General features: G+C 66.4%; 21 protein-coding genes and 5 pseudogenes. 14 read left to right on the top strand and 12 right to left on the bottom strand.

Features of this window, described 5'->3' with window-relative positions; genetic code table 11:
• The first annotated feature begins 115 nt into the window (after nt 1-115).
• Nucleotides 116-448 carry a hypothetical protein gene (locus GNX96_RS10655; RefSeq protein ID WP_163567955.1) on the top strand — a complete coding sequence of 111 codons (333 nt, stop codon included), beginning with the start codon at nt 116-118 and terminating at the stop codon, nt 446-448.
• On the opposite strand, the gene dnaN is transcribed toward GNX96_RS10655, so the two are convergent.
• Complete coding sequence (gene dnaN, locus GNX96_RS10650; RefSeq protein ID WP_279579962.1) at nt 381-1,595, bottom strand: DNA polymerase III subunit beta; 1,215 nt, start codon at nt 1,593-1,595, stop codon at nt 381-383. The two genes, GNX96_RS10655 and dnaN, sit on opposite strands and share 68 nt — an antisense overlap.
• A 167-nt stretch (nt 1,596-1,762) precedes the next feature.
• On the opposite strand from dnaN, the gene GNX96_RS10645 reads away from it, so the two are divergent.
• Nucleotides 1,763-2,692, top strand: a complete 930-nt coding sequence (locus tag GNX96_RS10645) for an LLM class F420-dependent oxidoreductase (RefSeq protein WP_163568047.1) — start codon at nt 1,763-1,765, stop codon at nt 2,690-2,692.
• A 162-nt stretch (nt 2,693-2,854) separates the two neighbouring features.
• Here GNX96_RS10645 and lipB read toward each other — a convergent pair whose 3' ends face one another.
• The 3 genes from lipB to GNX96_RS10630 form a co-directional block, all read right to left on the bottom strand.
• Nucleotides 2,855-3,502 carry a lipoyl(octanoyl) transferase LipB gene (gene lipB / locus GNX96_RS10640; protein WP_163567954.1) on the bottom strand — a complete coding sequence of 216 codons (648 nt, stop codon included), beginning with the start codon at nt 3,500-3,502 and terminating at the stop codon, nt 2,855-2,857.
• Between the two features lie 22 nt (nt 3,503-3,524).
• On the bottom strand, nt 3,525-4,322 hold the full coding sequence (locus GNX96_RS10635; protein WP_163567953.1) for an SDR family NAD(P)-dependent oxidoreductase: 798 nt from the start codon (nt 4,320-4,322) through the stop codon (nt 3,525-3,527).
• 76 nt (nt 4,323-4,398) lie between these two features.
• Nucleotides 4,399-5,343: a DUF3500 domain-containing protein gene (locus tag GNX96_RS10630; protein ID WP_279579961.1), complete on the bottom strand. Its 945-nt coding sequence runs from the start codon at nt 5,341-5,343 to the stop codon at nt 4,399-4,401.
• Between the two features lie 215 nt (nt 5,344-5,558).
• Here GNX96_RS10630 and GNX96_RS10625 point away from each other — a divergent pair, with 215 nt between their 5' ends.
• From GNX96_RS10625 to GNX96_RS10615, 3 genes and pseudogenes are all read left to right on the top strand, one after another.
• Nucleotides 5,559-6,290 carry an alpha/beta fold hydrolase gene (locus tag GNX96_RS10625; RefSeq protein ID WP_163567952.1) on the top strand — a complete coding sequence of 244 codons (732 nt, stop codon included), beginning with the start codon at nt 5,559-5,561 and terminating at the stop codon, nt 6,288-6,290.
• Nucleotides 6,287-7,120 carry an alpha/beta hydrolase gene (locus GNX96_RS10620; protein ID WP_163567951.1) on the top strand — a complete coding sequence of 278 codons (834 nt, stop codon included), beginning with the start codon at nt 6,287-6,289 and terminating at the stop codon, nt 7,118-7,120. Before GNX96_RS10625 ends, GNX96_RS10620 begins: the two co-directional genes overlap by 4 nt.
• 307 nt (nt 7,121-7,427) lie before the next feature.
• Nucleotides 7,428-8,680: pseudogene (locus GNX96_RS10615) on the top strand (IS701 family transposase).
• 134 nt (nt 8,681-8,814) lie between these two features.
• On the opposite strand, the gene GNX96_RS10610 reads toward GNX96_RS10615, so the two are convergent.
• A complete protein-coding gene (locus GNX96_RS10610) occupies nt 8,815-9,315 on the bottom strand; it encodes a Type 1 glutamine amidotransferase-like domain-containing protein (protein ID WP_279579960.1) in 501 nt (166 codons plus the stop codon).
• An 11-nt stretch (nt 9,316-9,326) separates the two neighbouring features.
• Nucleotides 9,327-9,551: a hypothetical protein gene (locus GNX96_RS50635; protein ID WP_279579959.1), complete on the bottom strand. Its 225-nt coding sequence runs from the start codon at nt 9,549-9,551 to the stop codon at nt 9,327-9,329.
• A 399-nt stretch (nt 9,552-9,950) separates the two neighbouring features.
• On the opposite strand from GNX96_RS50635, the gene GNX96_RS60985 reads away from it, so the two are divergent.
• The 8 genes and pseudogenes from GNX96_RS60985 (at nt 9,951) to GNX96_RS50615 (ending at nt 13,420) form a co-directional block, all read left to right on the top strand.
• A complete protein-coding gene (locus GNX96_RS60985) occupies nt 9,951-10,235 on the top strand; it encodes a cytochrome P450 family protein (RefSeq protein ID WP_313885624.1) in 285 nt (94 codons plus the stop codon).
• On the top strand, nt 10,232-10,912 hold the full coding sequence (locus GNX96_RS60980) for a cytochrome P450 (protein ID WP_313885622.1): 681 nt from the start codon (nt 10,232-10,234) through the stop codon (nt 10,910-10,912). Before GNX96_RS60985 ends, GNX96_RS60980 begins: the two co-directional genes overlap by 4 nt.
• A 92-nt stretch (nt 10,913-11,004) precedes the next feature.
• Complete coding sequence (locus GNX96_RS10600) at nt 11,005-11,199, top strand: ferredoxin (protein ID WP_163567950.1); 195 nt, start codon at nt 11,005-11,007, stop codon at nt 11,197-11,199.
• Nucleotides 11,200-11,503: 304 nt separating this feature from the next.
• Complete coding sequence (locus GNX96_RS10595) at nt 11,504-11,824, top strand: SH3 domain-containing protein (RefSeq protein WP_163567949.1); 321 nt, start codon at nt 11,504-11,506, stop codon at nt 11,822-11,824.
• Between the two features lie 400 nt (nt 11,825-12,224).
• A pseudogene (locus GNX96_RS63085) lies at nt 12,225-12,650 on the top strand (MFS transporter); the annotation flags it as partial.
• A 53-nt stretch (nt 12,651-12,703) separates the two neighbouring features.
• Nucleotides 12,704-12,901 (top strand): hypothetical protein, encoded by a 198-nt coding sequence (locus tag GNX96_RS50625; RefSeq protein WP_279579957.1) that lies wholly within the window; start codon nt 12,704-12,706, stop codon nt 12,899-12,901.
• Complete coding sequence (locus tag GNX96_RS50620; protein ID WP_279579956.1) at nt 12,901-13,188, top strand: hypothetical protein; 288 nt, start codon at nt 12,901-12,903, stop codon at nt 13,186-13,188. The genes GNX96_RS50625 and GNX96_RS50620 overlap by 1 nt, the downstream gene beginning before the upstream one ends.
• A gap of 49 nt (nt 13,189-13,237) precedes the next feature.
• On the top strand, nt 13,238-13,420 hold the full coding sequence (locus tag GNX96_RS50615; RefSeq protein ID WP_279579955.1) for a hypothetical protein: 183 nt from the start codon (nt 13,238-13,240) through the stop codon (nt 13,418-13,420).
• Here the strand turns inward: GNX96_RS50615 and GNX96_RS63080 are convergent.
• The 3 genes and pseudogenes from GNX96_RS63080 to GNX96_RS50605 form a co-directional block, all read right to left on the bottom strand.
• A pseudogene (locus GNX96_RS63080) lies at nt 13,387-13,653 on the bottom strand (DUF5110 domain-containing protein); the annotation flags it as partial. The gene GNX96_RS50615 and the pseudogene GNX96_RS63080 sit on opposite strands and share 34 nt — an antisense overlap.
• Complete coding sequence (locus tag GNX96_RS50610) at nt 13,547-14,950, bottom strand: TIM-barrel domain-containing protein (RefSeq protein WP_390623971.1); 1,404 nt, start codon at nt 14,948-14,950, stop codon at nt 13,547-13,549. The gene GNX96_RS50610 and the pseudogene GNX96_RS63080, both read right to left, overlap by 107 nt.
• Nucleotides 14,951-15,354: 404 nt before the next feature.
• Nucleotides 15,355-16,242, bottom strand: coding sequence for a CBM35 domain-containing protein (locus GNX96_RS50605; RefSeq protein WP_279580006.1), 888 nt, complete (start codon nt 16,240-16,242; stop codon nt 15,355-15,357).
• 151 nt (nt 16,243-16,393) lie between these two features.
• Between GNX96_RS50605 and GNX96_RS50600 the strand changes: the two genes are divergently transcribed.
• Nucleotides 16,394-16,540: a hypothetical protein gene (locus tag GNX96_RS50600; RefSeq protein ID WP_279579953.1), complete on the top strand. Its 147-nt coding sequence runs from the start codon at nt 16,394-16,396 to the stop codon at nt 16,538-16,540.
• Here the strand turns inward: GNX96_RS50600 and GNX96_RS10580 are convergent.
• The 3 genes and pseudogenes from GNX96_RS10580 to lpdA form a co-directional block, all read right to left on the bottom strand.
• Nucleotides 16,537-17,440, bottom strand: a pseudogene (locus GNX96_RS10580) (TIGR01777 family oxidoreductase). The gene GNX96_RS50600 and the pseudogene GNX96_RS10580 overlap by 4 nt on opposite strands.
• Nucleotides 17,441-17,564: 124 nt before the next feature.
• Nucleotides 17,565-19,330 (bottom strand): annotated as a pseudogene (gene sucB, locus GNX96_RS10575) (2-oxoglutarate dehydrogenase, E2 component, dihydrolipoamide succinyltransferase).
• Between the two features lie 53 nt (nt 19,331-19,383).
• Nucleotides 19,384-20,799 carry a dihydrolipoyl dehydrogenase gene (gene lpdA, locus GNX96_RS10570; protein ID WP_163567948.1) on the bottom strand — a complete coding sequence of 472 codons (1,416 nt, stop codon included), beginning with the start codon at nt 20,797-20,799 and terminating at the stop codon, nt 19,384-19,386.
• Between the last annotated feature and the right edge of the window lie 61 nt (nt 20,800-20,860).

Below are 20,860 nucleotides of genomic sequence, written 5' to 3'. Positions count from 1 at the left end.
TCGTACATCCTTTCAGGTGAACTCCTGGGGTTTCCAGCAGTTTCCTGAGCTTGTTATGGAGAAACTTTCTCGCTAACATTGCGCGCACAGCGTACCGGGTGGGAAGGGAATCATCATGTCGGGGCTCAGGAGACTGGATGATCTGGAGTTCCTCCGGCATGGTTGGCCGCTGGTGGAGATGCCTGAGCTGCTGCTCAGCAAACTGGTGACCGACAGCGCGCCGCGCCGGTTCGCGATCTGTGCCCTGGAGCTGGCCGGTGACCGGCTCACGGACGCCGCGATCGTCGGGTGGGGGCTGGAGTTTCGTTATGTGGACGAGGACCTCGAGGACGAGCAGACCGAGGTGCTCGTCGACCTGATTGCCGGCGGAATGGCGCGGCTCAGCACGGCCGATAGTGTGCGACGCCTCTTCCCCGAGCCCGAGAACGTCCGCCTCGTCTGGTGCTGATCTCCGCTCGGTCGTGGAGGTCAGTGGGCCGGCGGGAGCATCGGTTTGACGAGGTGGATGAGCTCCATGCGGGCGTCGTCGGCGGGGGGGGGGCAGTGATCGCGGTGGCGGCCATCCCGGACTGGAGCCGCACCAGGACCGGGGCGCCGGTGAAGGCGCGCAGTGCGTCGGTGAGGTAGCGGGCCCGGAAGCTGGTGGTCAGGTGGTTGCCGGTCACCTCGGCCTTGATCGTCTCCTCCGACTCGCCGGCCAGCGGGTCGTGGCCGGTGACCGTGACGCCGGAGTCTCTGGTCGTCAGCGTGACGCTGCCGCTCGCGCCCGAATAGAGGGTCGCGCGTCGTACCGCCGCGGCCAGCTCGTCGGTCTCCGCCTGGATCGTGCACTCGACCTTGGTGTCCAGCAGTTTGGCCAGTTGCTGGTCCGGATATTGGCCGGCCAGCAGCACGGTTGACACGCTGGTGCCGCCCCAGCGCAACGCGATCCGGTCGCCGTCGGCGTGCACGCTCGCCTCGTCGGTCGACGCCAGCCGGCGGGCCGCGTCGACCAACATCCCGGCCGGCGCCAGCACGTCGATCGACGCTTCCGGCGTGGCCGGCTCCCACGGCACGTGGCCGACGGACAGCCGGTAGCGATCGGTGGCCAGCACCCGCAGGCGGTCGCCGTCGCTGTGGATCCGCACCCCGGTGAAGATCGGCAGCGCGTCCTCGGTCGACGCGGCGCCGGCCACCGCGGCCAACAGCGCCCCGAAAGCGTCGCCACGGACCGTGCCCTGCAGTCGGGGTGCCGCCGGGATGCCCGGATGAATGGCGATTTCCAGCAGCGGCAAGGCAAAACGAGCCGACGGCGTACGGATGGCCAGCCGCGAGCCCTCGGTCACCAGCCGCACTTCGGGATCCTGCAGCGCCCGCAAGGTGTCCGCGAGTGGCCGGGCCGGCACCAGCACGGTGCCCTCGGTGTGCGTGGTCGCGCCGGTCGACACGTCGGCGAACCGCTCGCGGTCGGTGCCGGCGAGCCGGACGCCAGAGCGGTCTGCCCGTACCAGCACGCCGGCCAGCACCGGCTCGGTGATCCGGCCCGGCAACAGGCGGGTCAGCTCCACCGCGGCGGCGGCGAGCGAACTGGTTGGCGCGGTCAGGTCAAGGCCCATGCGAGGCACGCTAGCCGTCCCCACCGACATTCCCGCCGGCTGGCCCACGACCGCCGGCACCCTCTCGGCGTGTCGCCCTCATCTGTACGCCGGGACGCCGCGCGGCGGCGCGTCCCATGGCGGGATGATCGCAGGTCAATGGCGTGAATAGGATCTTGGTCATGGCTATCAGTCTGCGCATTTTCACCGAGCCCCAGCAGGGCGCCAGCTACGACGACCTGCTGGCCGTTGCCAAGAAGACCGAGGAGAACGGCTTCGACGCGTTCTTCCGCTCCGACCATTTCCACAAGATGGGTCCCATCTCCGGGCTGCCCGGGCCGTCCGACGCCTGGACCTCGCTCGCCGGGCTGGCCCGCGAGACCTCCCGCATCCGGCTCGGCACGCTGGTCACCTCGGCGACCTTCCGGCATCCGGCGGTGCTGGCCGTCCAAGTCGCCCAAGTCGACCAGATGTCCGGCGGCCGGGTCGAGTTCGGGCTGGGGTCGGGCTGGTTCGAGCAGGAGCACCAGGCTTTCGGCCTGCCGTTTCCGGCCCTCGGCGAGCGGTTCGAGCGGTTCGCTGAGCAGCTCGAGCTGATCACTGGCATGTGGGCGACGCCGGCGGGAGAGACGTACAACTTCGACGGCAAGCACTACCAGCTCGTCGACTCGCCTGGGCTGCCCAAGCCGGCACAGTCACCGCGGCCGCCCATCATCATCGGCGGCGCCGGGAAGAAGAAGACTCCGGCTCTCGCGGCCAAATACGCGGACGAGTTCAACGTGGCCTTCCGGGACATCGACGCGACCACCGCGCAGTTCGACGTCGTACGCGACGCCCTCGTTGCCGCTGGCCGGGACAAGGACGCGCTGGTCCTGTCGTACGCGAACACCGTCGCGATCGGCAAGGACGAGGCCACCGTCGCACGGCGGGCCGCCGCCACCGGCCGGGAGGTCTCCGACCTGAAGGCAAACGCCCTCTGTGGCTCGCCCGCCGAGATCGTCGACAAACTCGGCGCCTTCGTGGCCGCTGGGGTCACCCGGTTCTACCTGCAGGTTCTGGACCTGTCAGATCTCGACCAGCTGGACCTCATCGCGTCCGAGATCCGTCCACAGATCTGACCGCCGAAAACAGCCGGTGCGGCGCGAAACTGTTAGTTCCTCAGCTCATCGACCGCCGTACAAAGTCCCGCACTCGACATCGAGTGCGGGACATTGTGCCGCACTCGACGAGCCGACATCACGCTGAGTATCACGAGAGCCCCAAGACCTGCCTCCGGTCGGCTAAGGCTGGGTGAGGAGCTGGGGGAGAGCGGCCTCGGTAACGGCGATGACCTCTTCGACCGGCACCCGGGCGCCGAGTTCCTGAGTCAACGACGTGACACCTGCGTCGGTGATGCCGCAGGGGACGAACGTGGTGAACGCGGCCAGGTCGGCGTCGCAGTTGATCGCGAAACCGTGCATGGTCACGCCCTTGGCGATCCGCAGCCCGATGGCCGCGACTTTGCGGTCCGGGCCGCGGTCGTCGGCCGGCACCCAGACGCCGCTGCGGCCTTCGACCTGTACGCCGGTCACGCCAACGGTCGCGCAGATGTCGATCAACATCAGCTCCATCCGGCGGACGAACGCGATCACGTCCACCGGGTCGGGCAGCTTCACGATCGGGTAGCCGACCAGCTGGCCCGGCCCGTGCCAGGTGATCTTGCCGCCCCGGTCCACGTCCACCACAGGCGTGTCACCGGCCGGCCGCTCCCAGGCCTCGGTGCGCTTGCCGGCCGTGTAGACCGCTGGATGTTCCAGCAGCAGCACGGTGTCCGGGATCTCGCCGGCCACCCGAGCGGCGTGCAGTTCCTTCTGACGCTCCCACGCCTGGACGTAGTCGACCGTCCCGGCGCGTACGACCGTCAGCTGGTGCGAAAGAGAAGTCGTCACGCCGACAAACGTACGCCGCGACTCAGGAGTTCGCGCTCATCCGCCCAGTGGTCATCCCGGACAGCCGCCGCATCAGCCCGCGTGGGCTGAGCTTGCTGGTGGTCGCGATCGCCGAGTTGAGTGTGCCCGGCACGATGGTGGCCCGGCCGAGCGCGCACGCGGTGAGCGCGATCCGGGCCACGTTTTCCGGACTGTCCCACAACAACGCGCCGGCGCCGGAGTCCGCGACGCCGGTTTGGTCGCCCATCGCGGTCTTGGTGAAGCCGGGCATCGCGACCGTCACGACCACCGACGAGTCACGTACCTCCTCGTGTACCGACTCCGAGAAGTTGGTCAGGAAAGCCTTGGTGGCCGTGTAAACCGCGAAGAGCGGGGCCGGTTGCAGCGCGCCCAGCGACGAGACGATCAACACCCAGCCGCGTTCGCGCTGGATCATCCCGGGCAGCGCGGCCCGGGTCAGCCGCATCGGCGCGATCGCGTTCAGGGTGACCAGCCGGGTCGAGTCGTCCGCGTCCAGTTCGGCGAACTTGCCGAACATCCCGCCGGCCGCGTTGTTGACCAGCAAATCCAGCGGCCGCGAGTCGTCCGCCAGCCGGGTTTCGACCTTCTTCATTCCGGCTGGGTCGCTGAGGTCGGCGGGGAGTACGTCCACGCTGACGCCGTGCCCTTCGCGCAGCTCGGCGGCGAGTGTTTCGAGCTTTTCGGCGGACCGCGCGACCAGCACCAGGTCGACGCCGACCCCGGCCAACAGCTGGGCCATCGCGGCCCCGATCCCCGAACTCGCCCCGGTGACCAGGGCACTTCTGAACGGCAGCGGCATGGCCAAACCGTACCCATCCTGGCCCCCGCTCGCTGCTCCGCAGGGTCTTCACGGGCACTGGCAAGGGCGACGGTGACTAGTGGTCGTGGGTCGCGTAGTGGGCGGCGAGGATGTCGTCGCCGAAGTCGGCGGTCGGAAAGCGGCAGACGCTGTGGATGTGGTTCGCGTCGTTCTGCGTGTTGTCGTATTCGACCAGGAAATTCGGCGCCTGCAAACGATAGTAGTGGCCCTGGCCGGGCTCCAGAGGACCTTCCCAGGCGAACTGCAGCTCATTCAGGTCAGGGCGCCGATCGGCGGCTAGTACGGCCGGAAGTCGGTCGACATAGAGATCGACCAGTCGGCGCAACAGTTCCGCGGCGGCACCGGGCAGCTTCGCCCCGCTGACGCCCACCGGCTCGATCGCGGCGGCGCCGCCGACGCGCGGCGAGTCGCTCGTACGGATGTCCCACGGCGCCGCGTCGGCGACGATCGCGGTGGACCGGCAGTCGGCGCCCATCGCGGCCAGCAGCTCCCGAGGCAACTGCGCTTCCTGGGTGAGCGGCGCGATGACCGCCGTGCCGCGGTAGTCGATGACCGCCGGGTTGGAGCCCAGGAAACACGGGCTGACAGCGACCTGGTCGCCCACGACGGTCACGTTGACCGACACGTGATGGCCCTCGAACCGCCAGCCCCAGGCGTCGTCTTTTTGCGGATCGCCAAAGAAAACTGTCCAGTAGTCGGTGTTGTGTCGACCGCGGGCGCCACCCTCGCGCAGGTCAAGCACGTCCTCCAACGCCATGATGCTGGCGGCCTGCGCGTACGCGTGCGGGCTCAGCGCGGTGGCCAGCAGCCGGTGGACTCCCTTGCGCTGGGCGCGATTTAGGTCCGCGAAGGTCAGCCCGGCCCGGTCGGCCGGGACGTACGTCCAGTCGCGGCGCAGGTCCTCGTCGGTCAGCGGACGACACATCTCGGCGCGTTGCGCGTCGGTCAGTGATGTCGCGAGCTGGGCAGCCGCCGATCCCATTTCCTGATGGATTCGCACGGCCCTCACCGTACGGCACCCTGGGCCACTTCGCCGACGGTCACGAAATGCCGGACAAAAGCGGCAAAAGGAAAATGCCTGGTCACCTACGGCGTTTCCCTGACTACGCCCCTAAATCGTGGGCACGAGATCAGCTCATCCCCGCGAAGGACGCAATGACCGTCCTGGACCGAAAGTGTAAGAGGGCCATGAATGTCCCCCGATGGGAGCAATACATGCGAAAGAAACGACCGGCCGGAGTTCTCGCGGCGGTGCTGATCGCGGTGTCCGCGACCGGCCTCATCGCGGCTCCGGCGCTGGCCGCGCCGGTGACCGCCGCGGCCCCGACCATCCAGTGGGGCGCCTGCCCGCCCGACATCGCCGCCGAACCTGGCGCGGCCGCCCTGCAGTGCGGGACGATTTCCGTTCCGCTGGACTACAAAAGGCCCAGCGGACCGCACATAAACGTGGCGGTTTCCAAACTGACAGCCACCGACAAGGCCAAGCGCCGGGGCGTGATGCTCCTCAACCCGGGCGGTCCCGGCGGTCCCGGCCTGGACCTGCCGCTGGTCTTCGGCTCGCTGATGCCGGCGAGCGTCCTGCAGTCGTACGACCTGATTGGCTTCGATCCCCGCGGCCTTGGTCATAGCAACCCGCTGACCTGCGGACTCAGTGCGCAACAGCAGCAGAACCTGATCCCGTACCCGAGCCCGGACGGGTTCGCCGCGCAGGTCGCGTCCCAGCGGCAAGTGGTGCAGCAGTGTTTCGATCACAGTGGCGCGCAGCTGCCCTACATCACCACCGCGAATACCGCTCGCGACATGGACCAGATCCGGATGGGCCTGGGGGAGCCGAAAATCTCCTACCTCGGCTATTCGTACGGGACGTATCTTGGCGCGGTTTATCGTCGCTTTTCGCGACCCACACTGACCGGATCATCCTGGACAGCTCGGTCGGGTCGCAAATGATCTGGCGCAACGAGTTCCGCGCCTGGGGCCCGTCGACCGAGATCCGGTTCCCGGATTTCACCAAGTGGGCGGCGGCTCAGAACGCGACCTACGGATTGGGCGCCACCTCTGACGCCGTACGAGCGACGTATTTCCGGTTGGCCGCGAAGCTGGACGCGCATCCGCAACCGAGCATGACCGGTAACCTTTTCCGTGGTACGACCCGTGGCGCGCTCTACAATGACGCGAATTTCTCCGCGTTGGCTCAGCTTTGGCAGTCTGTTGACAAAGCCGACGTGGTGAAAGCAGCGAAAATAGCGTCGGTGTTCGACGCCGCTCCGGATGATTCGAGCGCCGTGGTGCTGCTCGGCGTGCTGTGCGGTGACACGACCTGGCCGAAGTCGCTGCCGCAATATCAGGCCGACAGCAAACACGACGCCCGACTTTTCCCCGTCTCCGGCGCGATGGCGGGCAACGTCTGGCCATGCGCGTTCTGGCCGAAGGCGCCGACCGAGCCGCTGGTGCCGATCACCTCGAACGGGCCGTCGAACATCCTGGTGCTGCAGAACCTGCGGGACCCGGCGACGATTTACTCAGGTGGCGTACAAATGCGTGCCTCGCTCGGAAATCGAGCGCGGTTGGTCACCGTCAACCAGGGCGGCCACGGCGTCTATTTGCTCACTCCGAACACCTGTGCGGCGAACATCGCGACGGCATTCCTGGTGGACGGCACTTTCCCGAACACCGACAAGTATTGCGCCGCTGGGAACGCGCAGCTGCAGTCCAAGGCGACTGGCGCTGACCGTACCCAGTTGATCCAGCAGATCGAATCCCGCCAGCGACCCTTCTAACCCCACCGGGTCGATGGCATCAGTGTGCGCGGCCGTGGATCCCCAGTCCGCGGCCGCGTTCGCTATTTGGGCAGCCTTCCGCTGGTTTGACGGCCACACCGTCGACGCCTGAGCGCGCGCTTATCTCGCGCGCGCGTCAACTTGCGTAATGAAAACCCGCCACCCACCCCCCCACCCTTCTGAAAGGGCGGGGGCTCAAAATTTCACGTCGGTACGACAGTTTCGCGCCGCACCCTAGTAGTACTTTGTTAGGTTGTTTCGGCGTGTCGAGTCGGAGTTTTTGTTGTTATTCGGGACAATGTGTGGCATGAACCTGAAGCGCGGGATTCGTCAGGATCTTGAGCGGTACGTGCTGGATGTTTTTGGCGCGTTGCCGCGTTCGGATCAGCGGGTGAAAGCGGGCGCGTATCTGCGTGGCGTGTTGACCGATGGTCGGCGTAAGTCGATGTGGCCGATGGCGGAGCGGGTCGGCGTGGACTACCAGCAGATTCAGCAGTTCGTGTCGTCCTCGACCTGGCCGGTGGAGCCGGTTCGCGCGCGAATCGCGCGGCTCGCCCAGGAGTTGGTCGACCCGGTGGCGTGGGTCGTGGACGACACCGGGTTTCCTAAGGACGGCAAGCATTCCCCGTGTGTGGCGCGGCAGTACAGCGGCAGCCTGGGCAAGGTCGGGAACTGCCAGGTCGCGCCCAGCCTTCACCTGGCCACCGACGTGGCGTCGGTACCCGTGAACTGGCGCTTGTTCGTGCCTGAGCGCTGGGACGACTCACTCGCCGACGACGGTGATGCCGAGGCGGTCGCGGTGCGACGAGCCGCGGCGAAAAAATCCCGGCAACCGAACGACACCGGGAAAAATGGCGGATGGCACTGGAAATGATCGACGAAACAACGAAATGGGGCCTGCGCCCCGGCGTGATATGCGCGGACCCCGGCTACGGTGACTGCGGCGATTTTCGCACGGCACTGACCGACCGTGGATTGTCTTATGTCGTCGGCGTCAAAGGTGACACCGGCGCGCACGCCGTGGACACCGAACCCGATATGCCGCCCTATTCCGGGTCCGGTCGCCCGCCGACAGCCCGCTACCGCACCAAACCCCTCAGCCTCAAGCAACACGCGATACGTGCCTCAACCCAGGCCGCGCAGACGATCACCTGGCGCAAAGGCACCATCGGTCCACTTCGTTCCCGGTACGTCATCATCCAAGTCCGACCCGCCAACCGCCACATCCCCCGTCAATCGGACGGCACACTACCGATCACCTGGATGATCGCCGAATGGCCCCCAAAAGAAGAAGAACCCACAAAATACTGGCTATCCAACCTCCACCCCAGCACCCGACCGAAAACCCTCGTGCAACTCGCAAAAATCCGCTGGCGCATCGAACACGACTACAGAGAACTCAAAACCGGACTCGGCCTCGACCACTTCGAAGGACGATCCTGGCTCGGCTGGCACCACCACGTCACCCTCACCAGCGCGGCACACCTGTTCATCACCAAAACCAGGCTCACCAACCCAAAAGCACCAGCGCCGGCCCACCCCCAACCCTTTACCAAATAATACGAGAAATCCAGCACATCCTCGCCACCTGGGCCGGCGCATGCCATTACCTGCCACCAAATTCTACGAACCTAACAAAGTACTACTAGGTAGACCTGCACAATCGGAATCCGATTGTGCAGCGAGAGCGACGGTCAGGAGGGTGAGGGGAGCAGCCGTACGGGCAGAGCGGTCTCAGTGGCGGTGCCGTCGCCGGTGGGTTCGACGAAGTAGGCGCCTCGGTCGGGGACCTCGGTGAGTGCTTCGACGAAAATCGTCCCGCGGTAGAGCAGCCCCACTCCGTCGTCGGTGGCGTAGCCGGCTGGCAGCGTGCCGTCAGCGATCAGTTTCTGGAAGAGCGGACGGCGCTGTTTCTCGCTGTCGTAGTGCACGCCATTCGAGTACGGGAGCATGGCGAGGCCGTTGGTGACTGGCCGCAGGTCCGGGCCGTACGAGTCGGTGGTGCCGCCGATGTGCCAGCACAGCGAGCCCGCCGAGACTCCGCCGAGGACGACGCCGGCCTGCCAGACCCGCGGGAAGATCTCGTCGAGGCCGTGGACGCGCCAGACGGCCAGCAGGTTCGCGACGCTGCCGCCGTTCACCCAGATCACGTCCTGGTCGAGCAGGTGCGCCTCGATGTCGTCGACGTTCGGCATCGGGAACAGGTTCAGGTGACTCGCCTCGACGCCGGCCAGCCGCCGGCCGCCTCGTCCTCGGCGGCGAGCCAGAACTGCTGGTCTCCGCCGGCGGTGCCGATGTGGCAGACCTTCGGCCGGCGGCCATCCACGCCGGACAGCTCCAGCGCGAGGTGCAGCAGTGGGCCGTATGTCAGCTGATAGCGAGACCCGCGGCTCCAGCCGCCGGAGGTAGCCAAGATCGTCGGTTCCGTCATGGGCTCATTCTGCTGTGTCGCGATGGCCGACTACACCGGCCGCCAGGCCGTTCCCGGTCATTGGCGGTAGGTCCGACCGCCAACTGGGTCGGGTCTGGCGACGTGATCGGACGCGGCCCGCCGCAGGCACTCCGGCCGCCAACGGAGTCTGACAAACCACATGATTGCCCCCCCAGACTGCTAGTTAGCTAAGCTAAGCTAAGCTAACTATCCAATCGGGAGGAGCGGCACCATGACGCAGACTCAGGAGACCCCCGCATTTCCGATGAGCCGGCAGTGCCCGTACGACCCACCGCCGGCTTATGACAGCTGCGGGAGACTGAGCCGATCAGCCGGGTACGCAACTGGGATGGCCAGGAGGTCTGGTTCGTCACCCGCTATGCGGACGCGAGGGCGGTGTTGGCGGACCGCCGCTTCAGCGCGGACTCGCGACTGTCCGGCTATCCGAGCGTGAGCGTCGCGAGCTCGATCAGCCGCCAGCATTTCCGGTCGTTCATCAACATGGACGACCCGGAGCACTCCCGGTTGCGCCGGATGTTGATCAGCAGCTTCACGATGCGCCAGATGGAGGCGCTGCGGGCGCCCATTCAGTCCATTGTGGACGGTCTGATCGACGACATGCTGGCGAACGGTTCGTCGGCCGACCTGGTGCGGGATTTCGCACTGCCGCTCCATCGCTGGTGATCTGCCAGCTGCTCGGAGTCCCGTACCAGGACCACGACCGTTTCCAAGGCTGGAGTCGGCGGCTGATTTCTTCAGCCACCACCAAAGAAGAGGCGCTGCAGGCGACCCAGGAACTCGGCGCGTACCTGACCGAGCTGGTCGACGCGAAGGACCGTGAGCCGGCCGACGATCTGATCAGCCGGCTCGTAGTCCAGCAGTTGCGCGCTGGGACCCTGACCCGGCAGGAGATCGTCGGGATGGCCCGGCTGCTGCTGGTCGCCGGCCACGAGACGACCGCCAACATGATTGGGCTGGGCACCGCGGCGCTGCTGCAGAACCCGGACCAGCTGGCGCTGCTGCGTACGGACCCGAACCCGGCGCTGGTCAAGAGCTCGGTCGAAGAGCTGTTGCGCTACCTGACGATCACCCAGAGTGGGCGGCGCCGGGTCGCCACCGAGGACGTGACCGTTGCCGGCCAGTTGATTCGGGCCGGGGAGGGCGTAATAATCGTGGCCGGCGACGCGGCGAACCGTGATCCGGACGCCTTCGCCGACCCGGACGCGCTGGACCTGGCCCGATCGGCCCGCCAGCACGTCGCTTTCGGGTACGGCATCCATCAGTGCCTCGGGCAGCCGCTCGCCCCCGAGTGGAGTTGCAGGTCGTCTACGGGACCCTTTACCGCCGGATCCCGACCATGAAACTGGCCATCCCGCCCGAGCGGATCCGGTTCAAGCACGACATGATCGTGTATGGAGTGCACGAACTTCCGGTTAGCTGGTAGGAGAAGAACATGAAGATAATCGTGGATCGTGACAAATGCATCGGATCGGGACAGTGTGTGATGACCGAGCCGGCCGTTTTCGACCAGGACGAGGACGATGGCCTGGTGGTGTTGCTGCAGGCATCGCCGGGCGCTGAGTACGCGGCGGCGGTACGGGACGCGGCGATGATCTGCCCCTCCCAGGCCATCACGATCGAGGAATAGCCAACAACGCTGTCTGTGGCTGTGGCACCGGGCGGAGCGTGCGGCTTCGCTGGGGACCTGACTCGTGCCGTTCGGCACAGGTGGACGGGGCGCCGGCCGCCGTGGTTGTGGCCGGCACCGCGATCGCATCTGTACGCCACCTGAGCGGCTCGGACCTCGCGCCGCGCGATAAATGTGTTTTCGGTTACTAGGACCGAATCGGCCCGCTTGGGTGACAATTGTCATTCAGTACGCTCGAAATACCGCCTGAATCGGGCGGTTTCTCATTCGAGCGAAGAGGTGACGGTGTTGGTGGGGTAACAAGGTGCTGGTAGCGGTGGCGGGTGCGGCGATAGCCGGTGCGATTTTCTCGGCGGCACCGGCCAGTGCCGCGGTGGCTCGCCCGATGTCCACGCCGGACGTGCCGGGCCAGTGCTCCGATGGCACGAACATTCGCAGCTCGTGGCCCAATGGCGCGGTGCTGGGAAGTTGCTACTCGAACCACTCGCTGACCGTGCACTGTAACAACGGCAACGAGGACAACTTCTGGTATTACGCGACGGACAACACGACCTCCGTCACCGGCTGGATGTATGCCGGCTACGTCTCGGTGGGCCGGTTCGTCTCGGTACCGACCTGCCGTTAACGCTGGTAAATCGTTTGCCGGGCCGGCCGTCGCCCAGGAAAATGTGACGACGTGTCTGAAGACGATCAAGTCGAGAATCCTGGTTGGCGGCGCCGGTTGGCGTCCCTGCGACTGGACGTGACCCCGTTGCGCGGCGACCGGGATTTCCGGATCCTGTTCGCGGCCGGCACGGTTTTCTATTTCGGCTTCATGATCACGTATGTGGCGCTGCCGTTCCAGCTCTACCACCTGACCGGCTCCAACTTCGCGGTCGGCGCGCTGGGGCTGATTGAGTTGCTGCCACTGATTGTTTGCGGTCTTTATGGCGGCGCGCTGGCCGATCACGTCGACCGGCGGACGATGTTGGTGCTCACCGGGGTCGGGCAGGTGCTGCTGACCGTGGGCCTGCTCGGGAACGGCAATGTTGCCGCATCCGCAGGTCTGGATCATCTATGTCCTCGGCGCGCTGTTGGCGGCCGTCGCGTCGCTGCAGCGGCCCAGCCGGGAGGCGTTGCTGCCGCGGGTGGTCAGCCACGCGCAGCTGCCGGCGGCGGCGGTCGCGTTGTCGTCTTTTGGCGTACAGCTGTCGATGTTGGTCGGTCCGGCCCTGGGCGGCATCGTGATCGCGCAGGTCGGGGTGCCGCTGGCGTTCGGGATCGACGTGGCTGGGCTGATCGCCGCGACCGCTCTTTTCGCGGGCCTGCGGCGCTACCCGGTCACTGACGGGGGCCAGCCGCCGTCGGTGGCGTCCATTGTGGATGGCATCCGTTACGCGGTCCGGCGAAAGGACCTGCTCGGCACGTACTTGGTGGACATGGTCGCGATGCTGATGGCCTCACCGGTAGTGCTTTTTTTTTTTCCTGCGTACGCCTCGGAAGTGCTGAAACAACCGACGGTGTGTTGGGGCTGCTCTACTCGGCCGGTACGGTCGGCGGCCTGCTCGCCACCGCGACCAGCGGCTGGACTTCCCGGGTCCATCACCACGGCCGCGCGGTGGTGCTGGCCGCCGCGACCTGGGGCGCCGCCACCGCGGTCGCCGCGCTGACGAACTCGATCTGGCTGGTGCTGGTCGCGGTCGCGGGTGGCGCGCGGACATGATGAGCGGCCTGTTCCGCTCGGTGATCTGGAACCAGACCATCCCGGACTCCAAACGCGGCCGGTTGGCCGGGATCGAGGTGCTGTCCTACTCGATCGGGCCGCTCGGTGGCGAGGCCCGCGCTGGCATGATGGCGGACCTGACCGGCGTACGGTCCGCGATCCTGTCCGGCGGCGTGCTCTGCTGCGTCGGCGTGGGCGTGACCGCACTGTGGCTGCGCGACTTTTGGCGCTATGACTCCCGTACGGACGAGCATGCCATCGCCCAGCGTGAACTCCACACCGTCTAGCGGTAACCCACCACCACGGGTCGGCGCGTGCACTGACTTCTTGCCGACATTGACCGTCAGAGTTCGGGTGCTCGCCGACCAGGTCCACTGGCTGGTGGACCTTCCGTCGATCGTCACGCTGGTCGGCGGGGTAGCGTTCTGGAACTGTACGGTCCAGGTCCGCTGCTGGACCTGTCCGGCGAAGGTGCCGGACGACGGCGCGATGGCCAGTCGGTGGCCGTGGTCGGCATAGGTGACAGCGGTGGTCGCGTAGGCGGAGGTGTTCGTCGTCGTACCGTCGTCCTCATAAAGGGAAAAACGCGCGCCATCGGCACCGACCGCGACGTTGACAGTGGCGGCGGTCAGCGGATTCTGTACGTCATTGGTCACGTTTCCGGTTCTCAGCGGCAAGATCCCGCCGGACTTGACGAGCACCGGCATCGTCGACCAGGTGCTGCTGATGTCCACTGTGGACGGCCCGGTGTACGTGACGCCGGTGAAGTAGTCGGTCCACTGACCCGGCGGCACCCAGACCGAGGTGGTGGCGGTGGTGCCCGCGGGTTGTCGTCGGCGCGACGAGGACGCTCGGGCCGTAGAAATACTCACCGCCGGCCGCTGCGTACGCGTCAGGCTGGCCGGGATATTCGAGGTAGGTCGGGCGGACGATCGGCACGCCGGTACGGTTCGCCTCCGCCGCGAGGCTGTATGTGTACGGCACCAGGTTTTCCCGCAGATTCAGGAATTTCTCAACGGCCGCCCGGGCCGCGTCACCGTACTCCCATGGCAGCCGATTGCTGTGGTTGCCGTGGAACCGGAAGATCGGTTGGAAGGCGCCGAGCTGGGCCCAACGCACGTAAAGGTCGTCCGGCAGATTCGACTGGTTGGCATTGAAGCCGCCGATGTCATGGCTGGTTGCCGACAATCCAGTGGACGCGGCTTCGCCCGGTGTGTAGCCGACCTCGAATTTCAGGGTGTCCCATGACGAAGTCGTGTCACCGGTGAAGTGGACGGTGGTGCGTTTGTCGGCCCACGGACCGGTCGGCAACCCCTGCTGGCCGCTGTAACCACCGGCCTGCAGCGACCCGAAAGCGCGCGAGAAGGCGAAACCTCGACCGATGTTCTTGCTCGTGTTATGGGCGTATTGCTGGTTGATCCAGGCATCCGGGGTGACGCCGGCCGCGGAGGACTGCGACGGCTCGCAACACCAGTCCAGCCACCAGAAGTCGACACCCTGGCTTTCCATGCCCTGATGCAGGTTGAGATACGCGGCGAGTTGGTCAGGATCTGACCAGTCGAAGACATAGCAGTCGCCCGCGTGTGACGTGTCGGTGTAGCAGTTGGCATTCTGTTTGGTGAGTTTTCCCTTTGCGGTGGCCATCGCCTGGGCGAACTGCGGATCGGAGCTGAGTACGCTGGGATGGATGTTCAGGGTGTTGTGCAGGCCCATGGACGCGGACCAGTCGAAAAACTCCTGAGGATTCGGGAATTTCGCCGGGTCTATTTCCCAGCCGTCCCAGGTGTCCGGCGACTTGATGTCCGTGTCGGTGACGAGTACGTCCAGTGGCACGCCTTCGGACCGGAATTTCGCGAGCATGGTCTTGTAGTCAGCCTCGTGGTAGTCGTAATACTTCGAATACCACAGCCCGTACGCCCACCTCGGCAGCAGTTTGGGCGGCCCGGTCAGGGTGGCCAGGTCGGACAATGCACGCTTGTAGTCCTGCCCGTACGCGAAAAGATAACCGTCCTGGTAAGGCTCGCCCCCGTGATTCGTCCGCGCTGTCACCGATTGTCTCGCTGGGTCGAAAATCGCGGACGTGGTGTCGTCGAGCAAATACCAGCCGTCCTGGTAGAGCAGGCCAGGCGTGGTCAGTGCCGCGCCATTCACGCCGTCCAGGCTGCGCCGATATCCGCCAAGCGGCGCGTGTGGGGCGAGCAGCGCGGCACCGGTACGGGTGACCGCCACCGTGTCGAGGTTGAGATGGCAGGAATCGGCGTCGGGACAGCCGATGGTCACCGTGTTGTCGCCGGCCTGGAGGTTGACCGGAATGCTGCTGATCCGCCAGGAATCCCAGCTGCTGGTGGGTGGCAGCGTGGCGGGCACCTCGTTTACCGCGATCGTACGAGCAGCGGACTGCGCGTTCGCGTATCGCAGCTGCAATGCGTACGTTCCCGCCGCCGGCACTCCGGTCAGGTGCACGGCCGCGCGCGGCGCGCGGCCTGCGTGAGCCCGGCGACGAACCCGTCGCCGGAGAAGTCGTTGTGGTCGCTCTGCTGCGAGGCGCCGCCGGTCAGGTTTGCCTTCTCCGCCTCGCAAACCGTGCCGTACGGGCATGGCTGGGCCTGCTGGCCCGGCCCTGGATAGGGCGCGTCCGCGCTGGTGACGGCAAGACTGTCGAGGTTGACATGGCCGGAATCGCTTGCTGCTTTGGCGACGGTGACAGTGTGGTCTCCGGCCGGAAGAATCAGATTGGTGTTGGCCAGCGCCCAAGTGTCCCAGCTCCCGGTGACCGGGAGAGTGAGCGCACTGGGTGCGCCGCCGTCGACGCTCACACTCAGCGTACGAGTGACACTTTGCCCGTCGCCGCCGAGCGCGTTCGCATAGCGGGCGCGAAAAAGGTACGTGCCGGTGGTCGCCGCTGTGGTTCGGTAACTGAGCGAATCACCGGTGTCCTCGAAGCCGGCCGCGAAACCGGTGCCGGTGAATCCAGTGTGGTCGGTGGCCACCGAAACCCCGCTGAGACCTGCCTTTTCCGCCTCACAGAGCGCGCCGATCGTACATTCGGCGGTGCCCGGGAAGAGGGGATGCGCGGTCACCTGCTGCGCGCCGTTGCGCAGTTCCACCGAGACGTTGCTCGCCGTGTACGGGCCAGAGCCGACCTTGTATCGCAAGGTCAACGCGGACGTGCGGATCGTGAGCCAGCCATTGCTGGTCTGTGAGGTGAAGTCGGTACGCGAAAAACTGTCGCGCCCGATCGCGTTGAAGGTCGCCGCGTCCACAAACCGCGTGTCGCCGGCGTATTCCATCCGGATCAGGGCCGGGGAGAGAACCTCAAACCGGGCGTTCCCGGAGGTCACCACCGGTGGTTTTGGGGCGTGCCTCGCCGCGGCCGGTGAGACCAGCAGCCCAGCGGCGGTGACGATAGCGGTGAAGGTGGCGATGAGCCGGATACCCACGTGAACTCTCCTCGATGATCGTGTCGACGAGCAGCCCTCTGGCAGGTGCGATGTGCCCCATTCGACGTGCATCGACCACAGCCGTCAAGGAATCGGCCGGATCGGGCCATTCACCGTCCGCGAACTCGACGTTTTCGCTGTCAAGCCCGGCGATGTTCACCACCACAAGGTCAAGTTCGCGACGGGTTATCTCGGCTAGCTGGCGATCCAGGCCATCGCGGCATCGACGTCGGGGTGCTGGAAGGAAAAACCGCATCGACGAGTTTCTGCGGGAGCGCTCGTTGGCCCGCCAACACGCCTTCGTCAGCGAATTCGCCAAGCGCGATCCGCAGGGCAAAGCCGGGTACCGGCAGATACGCCGGCCGGTGCAGCGCCCGGCCGAGTGCGCGTGGCTGAACTTCGCATTGGTCACCGGTGTCGGGCCGGTCAGGTTCACCGGTCCGGAAATGTCTTTTGCGGTAAGCAAGAACTGGATCGCGGCAAGCTCGTCGGGGAGGCTGATCCATGGCCAGTACTGCTTGCCTGAGCCCATCGGGCCACCGACGCCGGCCTTGAATAGTGGCAGCATCCGGCCCATGACACCGCCACCGCGGCCGCAGACCAATCCGCTGCGCATCAGCACCACCCGCACGCCAGCGTCGGCCGCGGGCGCTGTCGCTTTTTTTTTCCACTGCCGTACGAGATCGGCCAGGAATCCGTCGCCGACGGGCGTCGACTCCTCGACCGGGATCGTGCCGGTGTCGCCGTACCAACCGACCGCCGACGCGGACAACAACACGCGCTGCCGCCCGTCCGCGGCAGCTTCGGCCAGGGCGTGGGCGACCGCGGACGTACCATTAACTCGACTGTCCACCAGAAGTTTCTTGTACGCCGAAGTCCAACGTTTGTCGCCGACACCGACGCCGGCTAGATGAATCACCGCGTCCACATCGGACAAGAGTGTCGGATCGAGCTTTCGGTGGTCGGGATCCCATTGAGCCTCGTCCGGCGCTGCTGGCTCGCGTCGGACCAGCCGGAGGATTTCGTGGCCGTCGGCGCGCAGCAGAGGCTGAAGGGCCGTACCGATCATCCCGCTTGCCCCGGTGATCGCGATCTTCATCTACCCATACTCCCGCTGATGGCCGCAGGAAGTTGATCTTGGTTAGTTGGCCTACGCAAAACGGACATCGGTTCGGAATATCCTTTTCGTACGGGCCAACTAACCAAGATCAACAACACCGGAGCTAGCCGAGGCCTACTTCGCTGTGGAACTGGCCGGCTTCCAGCCGATCCTTGATGGTGACCAGGAAGCGGGCCGCATCGGCGCCGTCGACGAGGCGGTGGTCGTACGTGAGGGCCAGGTAGACCATCGAGCGCGGCACGATGATCTCGCCGTGCGCGGGGTCGTCGATGACCACGGCCCGCTTCACCACCGCGCCGGTGCCGAGCATGCCGACCTGCGGCTGGTTCAGGATCGGGGTGTCGAACAGCGCACCCCGGCTGCCGGTGTTGGTCAGCGTGAACGAACCGCCACCCAGCTCGTCCGGGCTGGCCTTGTTCGTACGCACCCGCTCGGCGAGGTCCGCGATCTTGCGGGCCAGGCCACCCAGGTTCAGGTCGCCGGCGTTGTGGACGACCGGGACCAGCAGGCCGCGTGGGCTGTCCACTGCGATGCCCAGGTGCTCCGCGTCGTGGTAGGTGACCGTCTCGTTGTCGTTGATCGTCGCGTTGACCTGCGGGTGCTGGCGTAGCGCCTCGACGGTCGCGAGCGCGAAGAACGGCAGGAACGAGAGTTTCACGCCCTCGCGGGCCGCGAAGTCGGCCTTGGCCTGATTGCGCAGCTTCGCGATGGTCGTGACGTCGACCTCGACAACCGTGGTGAGCTGCGCGGAGACCTGCAGCGACTCGACCATCCGCTTGGCGATCACCTTGCGGATCCGGGTCATCGGCACGGTCTTGCCGCGCAGCGCGGCGGCGGCCTCGCTGACGGCACCGGGCTTGGCGGCCGGCGCTGACGGAGCTGCCGGAGCCGCGACGGCTGCCGGTGCGGGCTTCGCGGCGGCGGCTTTCGCCTTCTCAGCGGCGTCCAGGATGTCCTGCTTGCGGATCCGGCCGCCGACACCCGTACCGGTCAGGCTGGCCAGGCTCACGTTGTGCTCAGCGGCCAGCTTGCGGACCAGCGGCGTGACGTACGCGCCGGCCGCCTCGCCGTTCGAGGTCTGCGCCGCCGGGGCGGCGGTTGGAGCCTGAGCCACCGGGGCGGGGGCGGCAGCAGGAGCCGGTGCGGGCGGAGCCTCTTGCTGCGGAGCTTCCTGTTTCGGGGCTTCCCGAGCAGGAGTGGGAGCGGCGGCAGCCGGCGCGGACGAGCCACCGGACGTACCGATCACCGCGAGCTGCGCGCCCCCCCGACCGGAGCGGTCTCGTCCTCGGCGACGCTGATCTCCAGCAGGGTGCCGGCGACCGGCGACGGGATCTCGGTGTCGACCTTGTCGGTGGAGACCTCAAGCAGCGGCTCATCGACGTCGACGCTGTCACCGACCTGCTTCAGCCAGCGGGTGACGGTGCCCTCGGTGACGGACTCGCCGAGCGCCGGCAGGGTGATCGGCGTGCCACCCTCAGAGCCGCCCGAGGCAGGCTTCTCCTGCGCTTGTACGGGCTCCGGCTCAGCCTCAGCGGCGGGGGCCGCGGGTTCGGGCTCGGGTTCCGGCTCGGCGGCGGGCTGCTCGGCGGGAGCGGCCTCGCTCGTACCGGCGTCGTCCTCGCCAGCGTTACCGCCGTCGTTGATGATGGCCAGCTCGGCGCCGACCTCGACGGTCTCGTCCTCGGCGACCACGATCTTGCTCAGCGTGCCTGACACCGGGGACGGGATCTCGGTGTCGACCTTGTCGGTGGACACCTCCAGTAGAGGCTCGTCGGCCTCGACCTGATCGCCCTCCTGCTTCAGCCAGCGGGTGACGGTGCCCTCGGTCACGCTTTCGCCAAGCGCGGGCAGTTTGACGGAGACCGGCATGTCGGTTGCGACTCCCTTTGATTCCTACAGGTTTGTTTTAATTGTGGCTGCGTCTAATTGTGGAAATGTAGCGGTTTGCCGGCCAACGCCAGATGCGCTTCGCCGATGGCCTCGGACTGCGACGGGTGGCCGTGGATGAACTGCGCCACCTCGGCCGGGAAAGCTTCCCAGTTGTAGATCAGCTGGGCCTCGGCGAGCAGCTCACCGACCCGGGCACCGACCATGTGTACGCCGACGACCGGACCATCTTTCGCGGCGATCACCTTGACCGCGCCCTGCGTCTGCAGGATGAGCGACTTGCCGTTCGCGGCGAGGTTGTACGACACCTCTTTGATCTCGCCGTACTTCTCCGTCGCCTGCTCGGACGTGTAGCCGACGGAGGCGACCTCCGGGTCGGAGTACGTGATCCGTGGGATGCCGGCATAGTCGATCGGCATCACCTGCAGGCCGGCGAGCCGCTCGGCGACCAGGATGCCTTCCTGGAAGCCGACGTGCGCGAACTGCGGGGTGGCGATCAGGTCACCGACGGCGGAGATGGTCTCGACGGCGGTCTGGCAATACTCGTCGACCTTCACGAAACCGCGGTCGAGTTGGACGCCCTGCTGCTCGTACCCGAGGTCGGCGGACACCGGCCCGCGACCGACCGCCACCAGCATGATCTCGGCTTCGACCTCTTTGCCGTTCTCCAGCGACACCTTCACACCCGAGTCGGTCTTCTCGACCTTGGACGCCTTGGTGCCGGTGTGGAAAGCGATCTTGCGCTTACGGAACGCCCGCTCCAGCAGCTTGGAGGAGTCCTTGTCCTCCAGCGGTACGAGATTCGGCAACGCCTCGACAATCGTGACGTCCGCGCCAAAAGACCGCCAGATCGACGCGAACTCGACGCCGATCGCGCCGGCGCCGAGGATGACCACGCTGGCTGGTACGCGGTCGAGCTTGAGCGCGTGCTCGCTGGTGAGGATCCGCTCGCCGTCCGGCTCGAAACCGGGGAACCACTTGGGCTGCGACCCGGTCGCCAGGACGACGTGCCGGCCCTCGTACCGCTGGCCGTCGACCTCGACGGCGGTCGGCGAGACGAGCTTGCCGGCACCCTCCAGATACGTGACGCCACGCGACTTCAGGGTGCCCTGCAGGCCCTTGTAGAGGCGCCCGACGATGCCGTCCTTGTACGAGTGGACGCCACTCATGTCGATGCCCGAAAGTGTCGTCTTGATGCCGAACTGGATGCCGTCGCGGCTGAGGTCGGCGACCTCGCCGGCGTGCAGCAGAGCCTTCGTCGGAATGCAGCCGTAGTGCAGGCAGGTGCCGCCGGCCTTGTCTTTCTCGACCAGCAAAACGGACTTGCCCAGGTCGACCGCGCGCAATGCGCAGGCGTACCCACCGCTGCCGCCACCGAGGATGACGATGTCGTACACGGTGTTGCCGTCTGTCACGGGTTCTCCTGACGTTTGACGTGGGACGATCCCCATCTTGGCACTCCGTTCGGGCAAGCGCCCTCGCGAGGTCCCCGCGCGCTCGTTAGTGTTGCTC

The sequence above is a fragment of the Fodinicola feengrottensis genome, from assembly GCF_010993775.1.
Lineage (GTDB): Bacteria > Actinomycetota > Actinomycetes > Mycobacteriales > HKI-0501 > Fodinicola > Fodinicola feengrottensis.
This window is presented reverse-complemented; position numbering and strand designations above follow the sequence as displayed.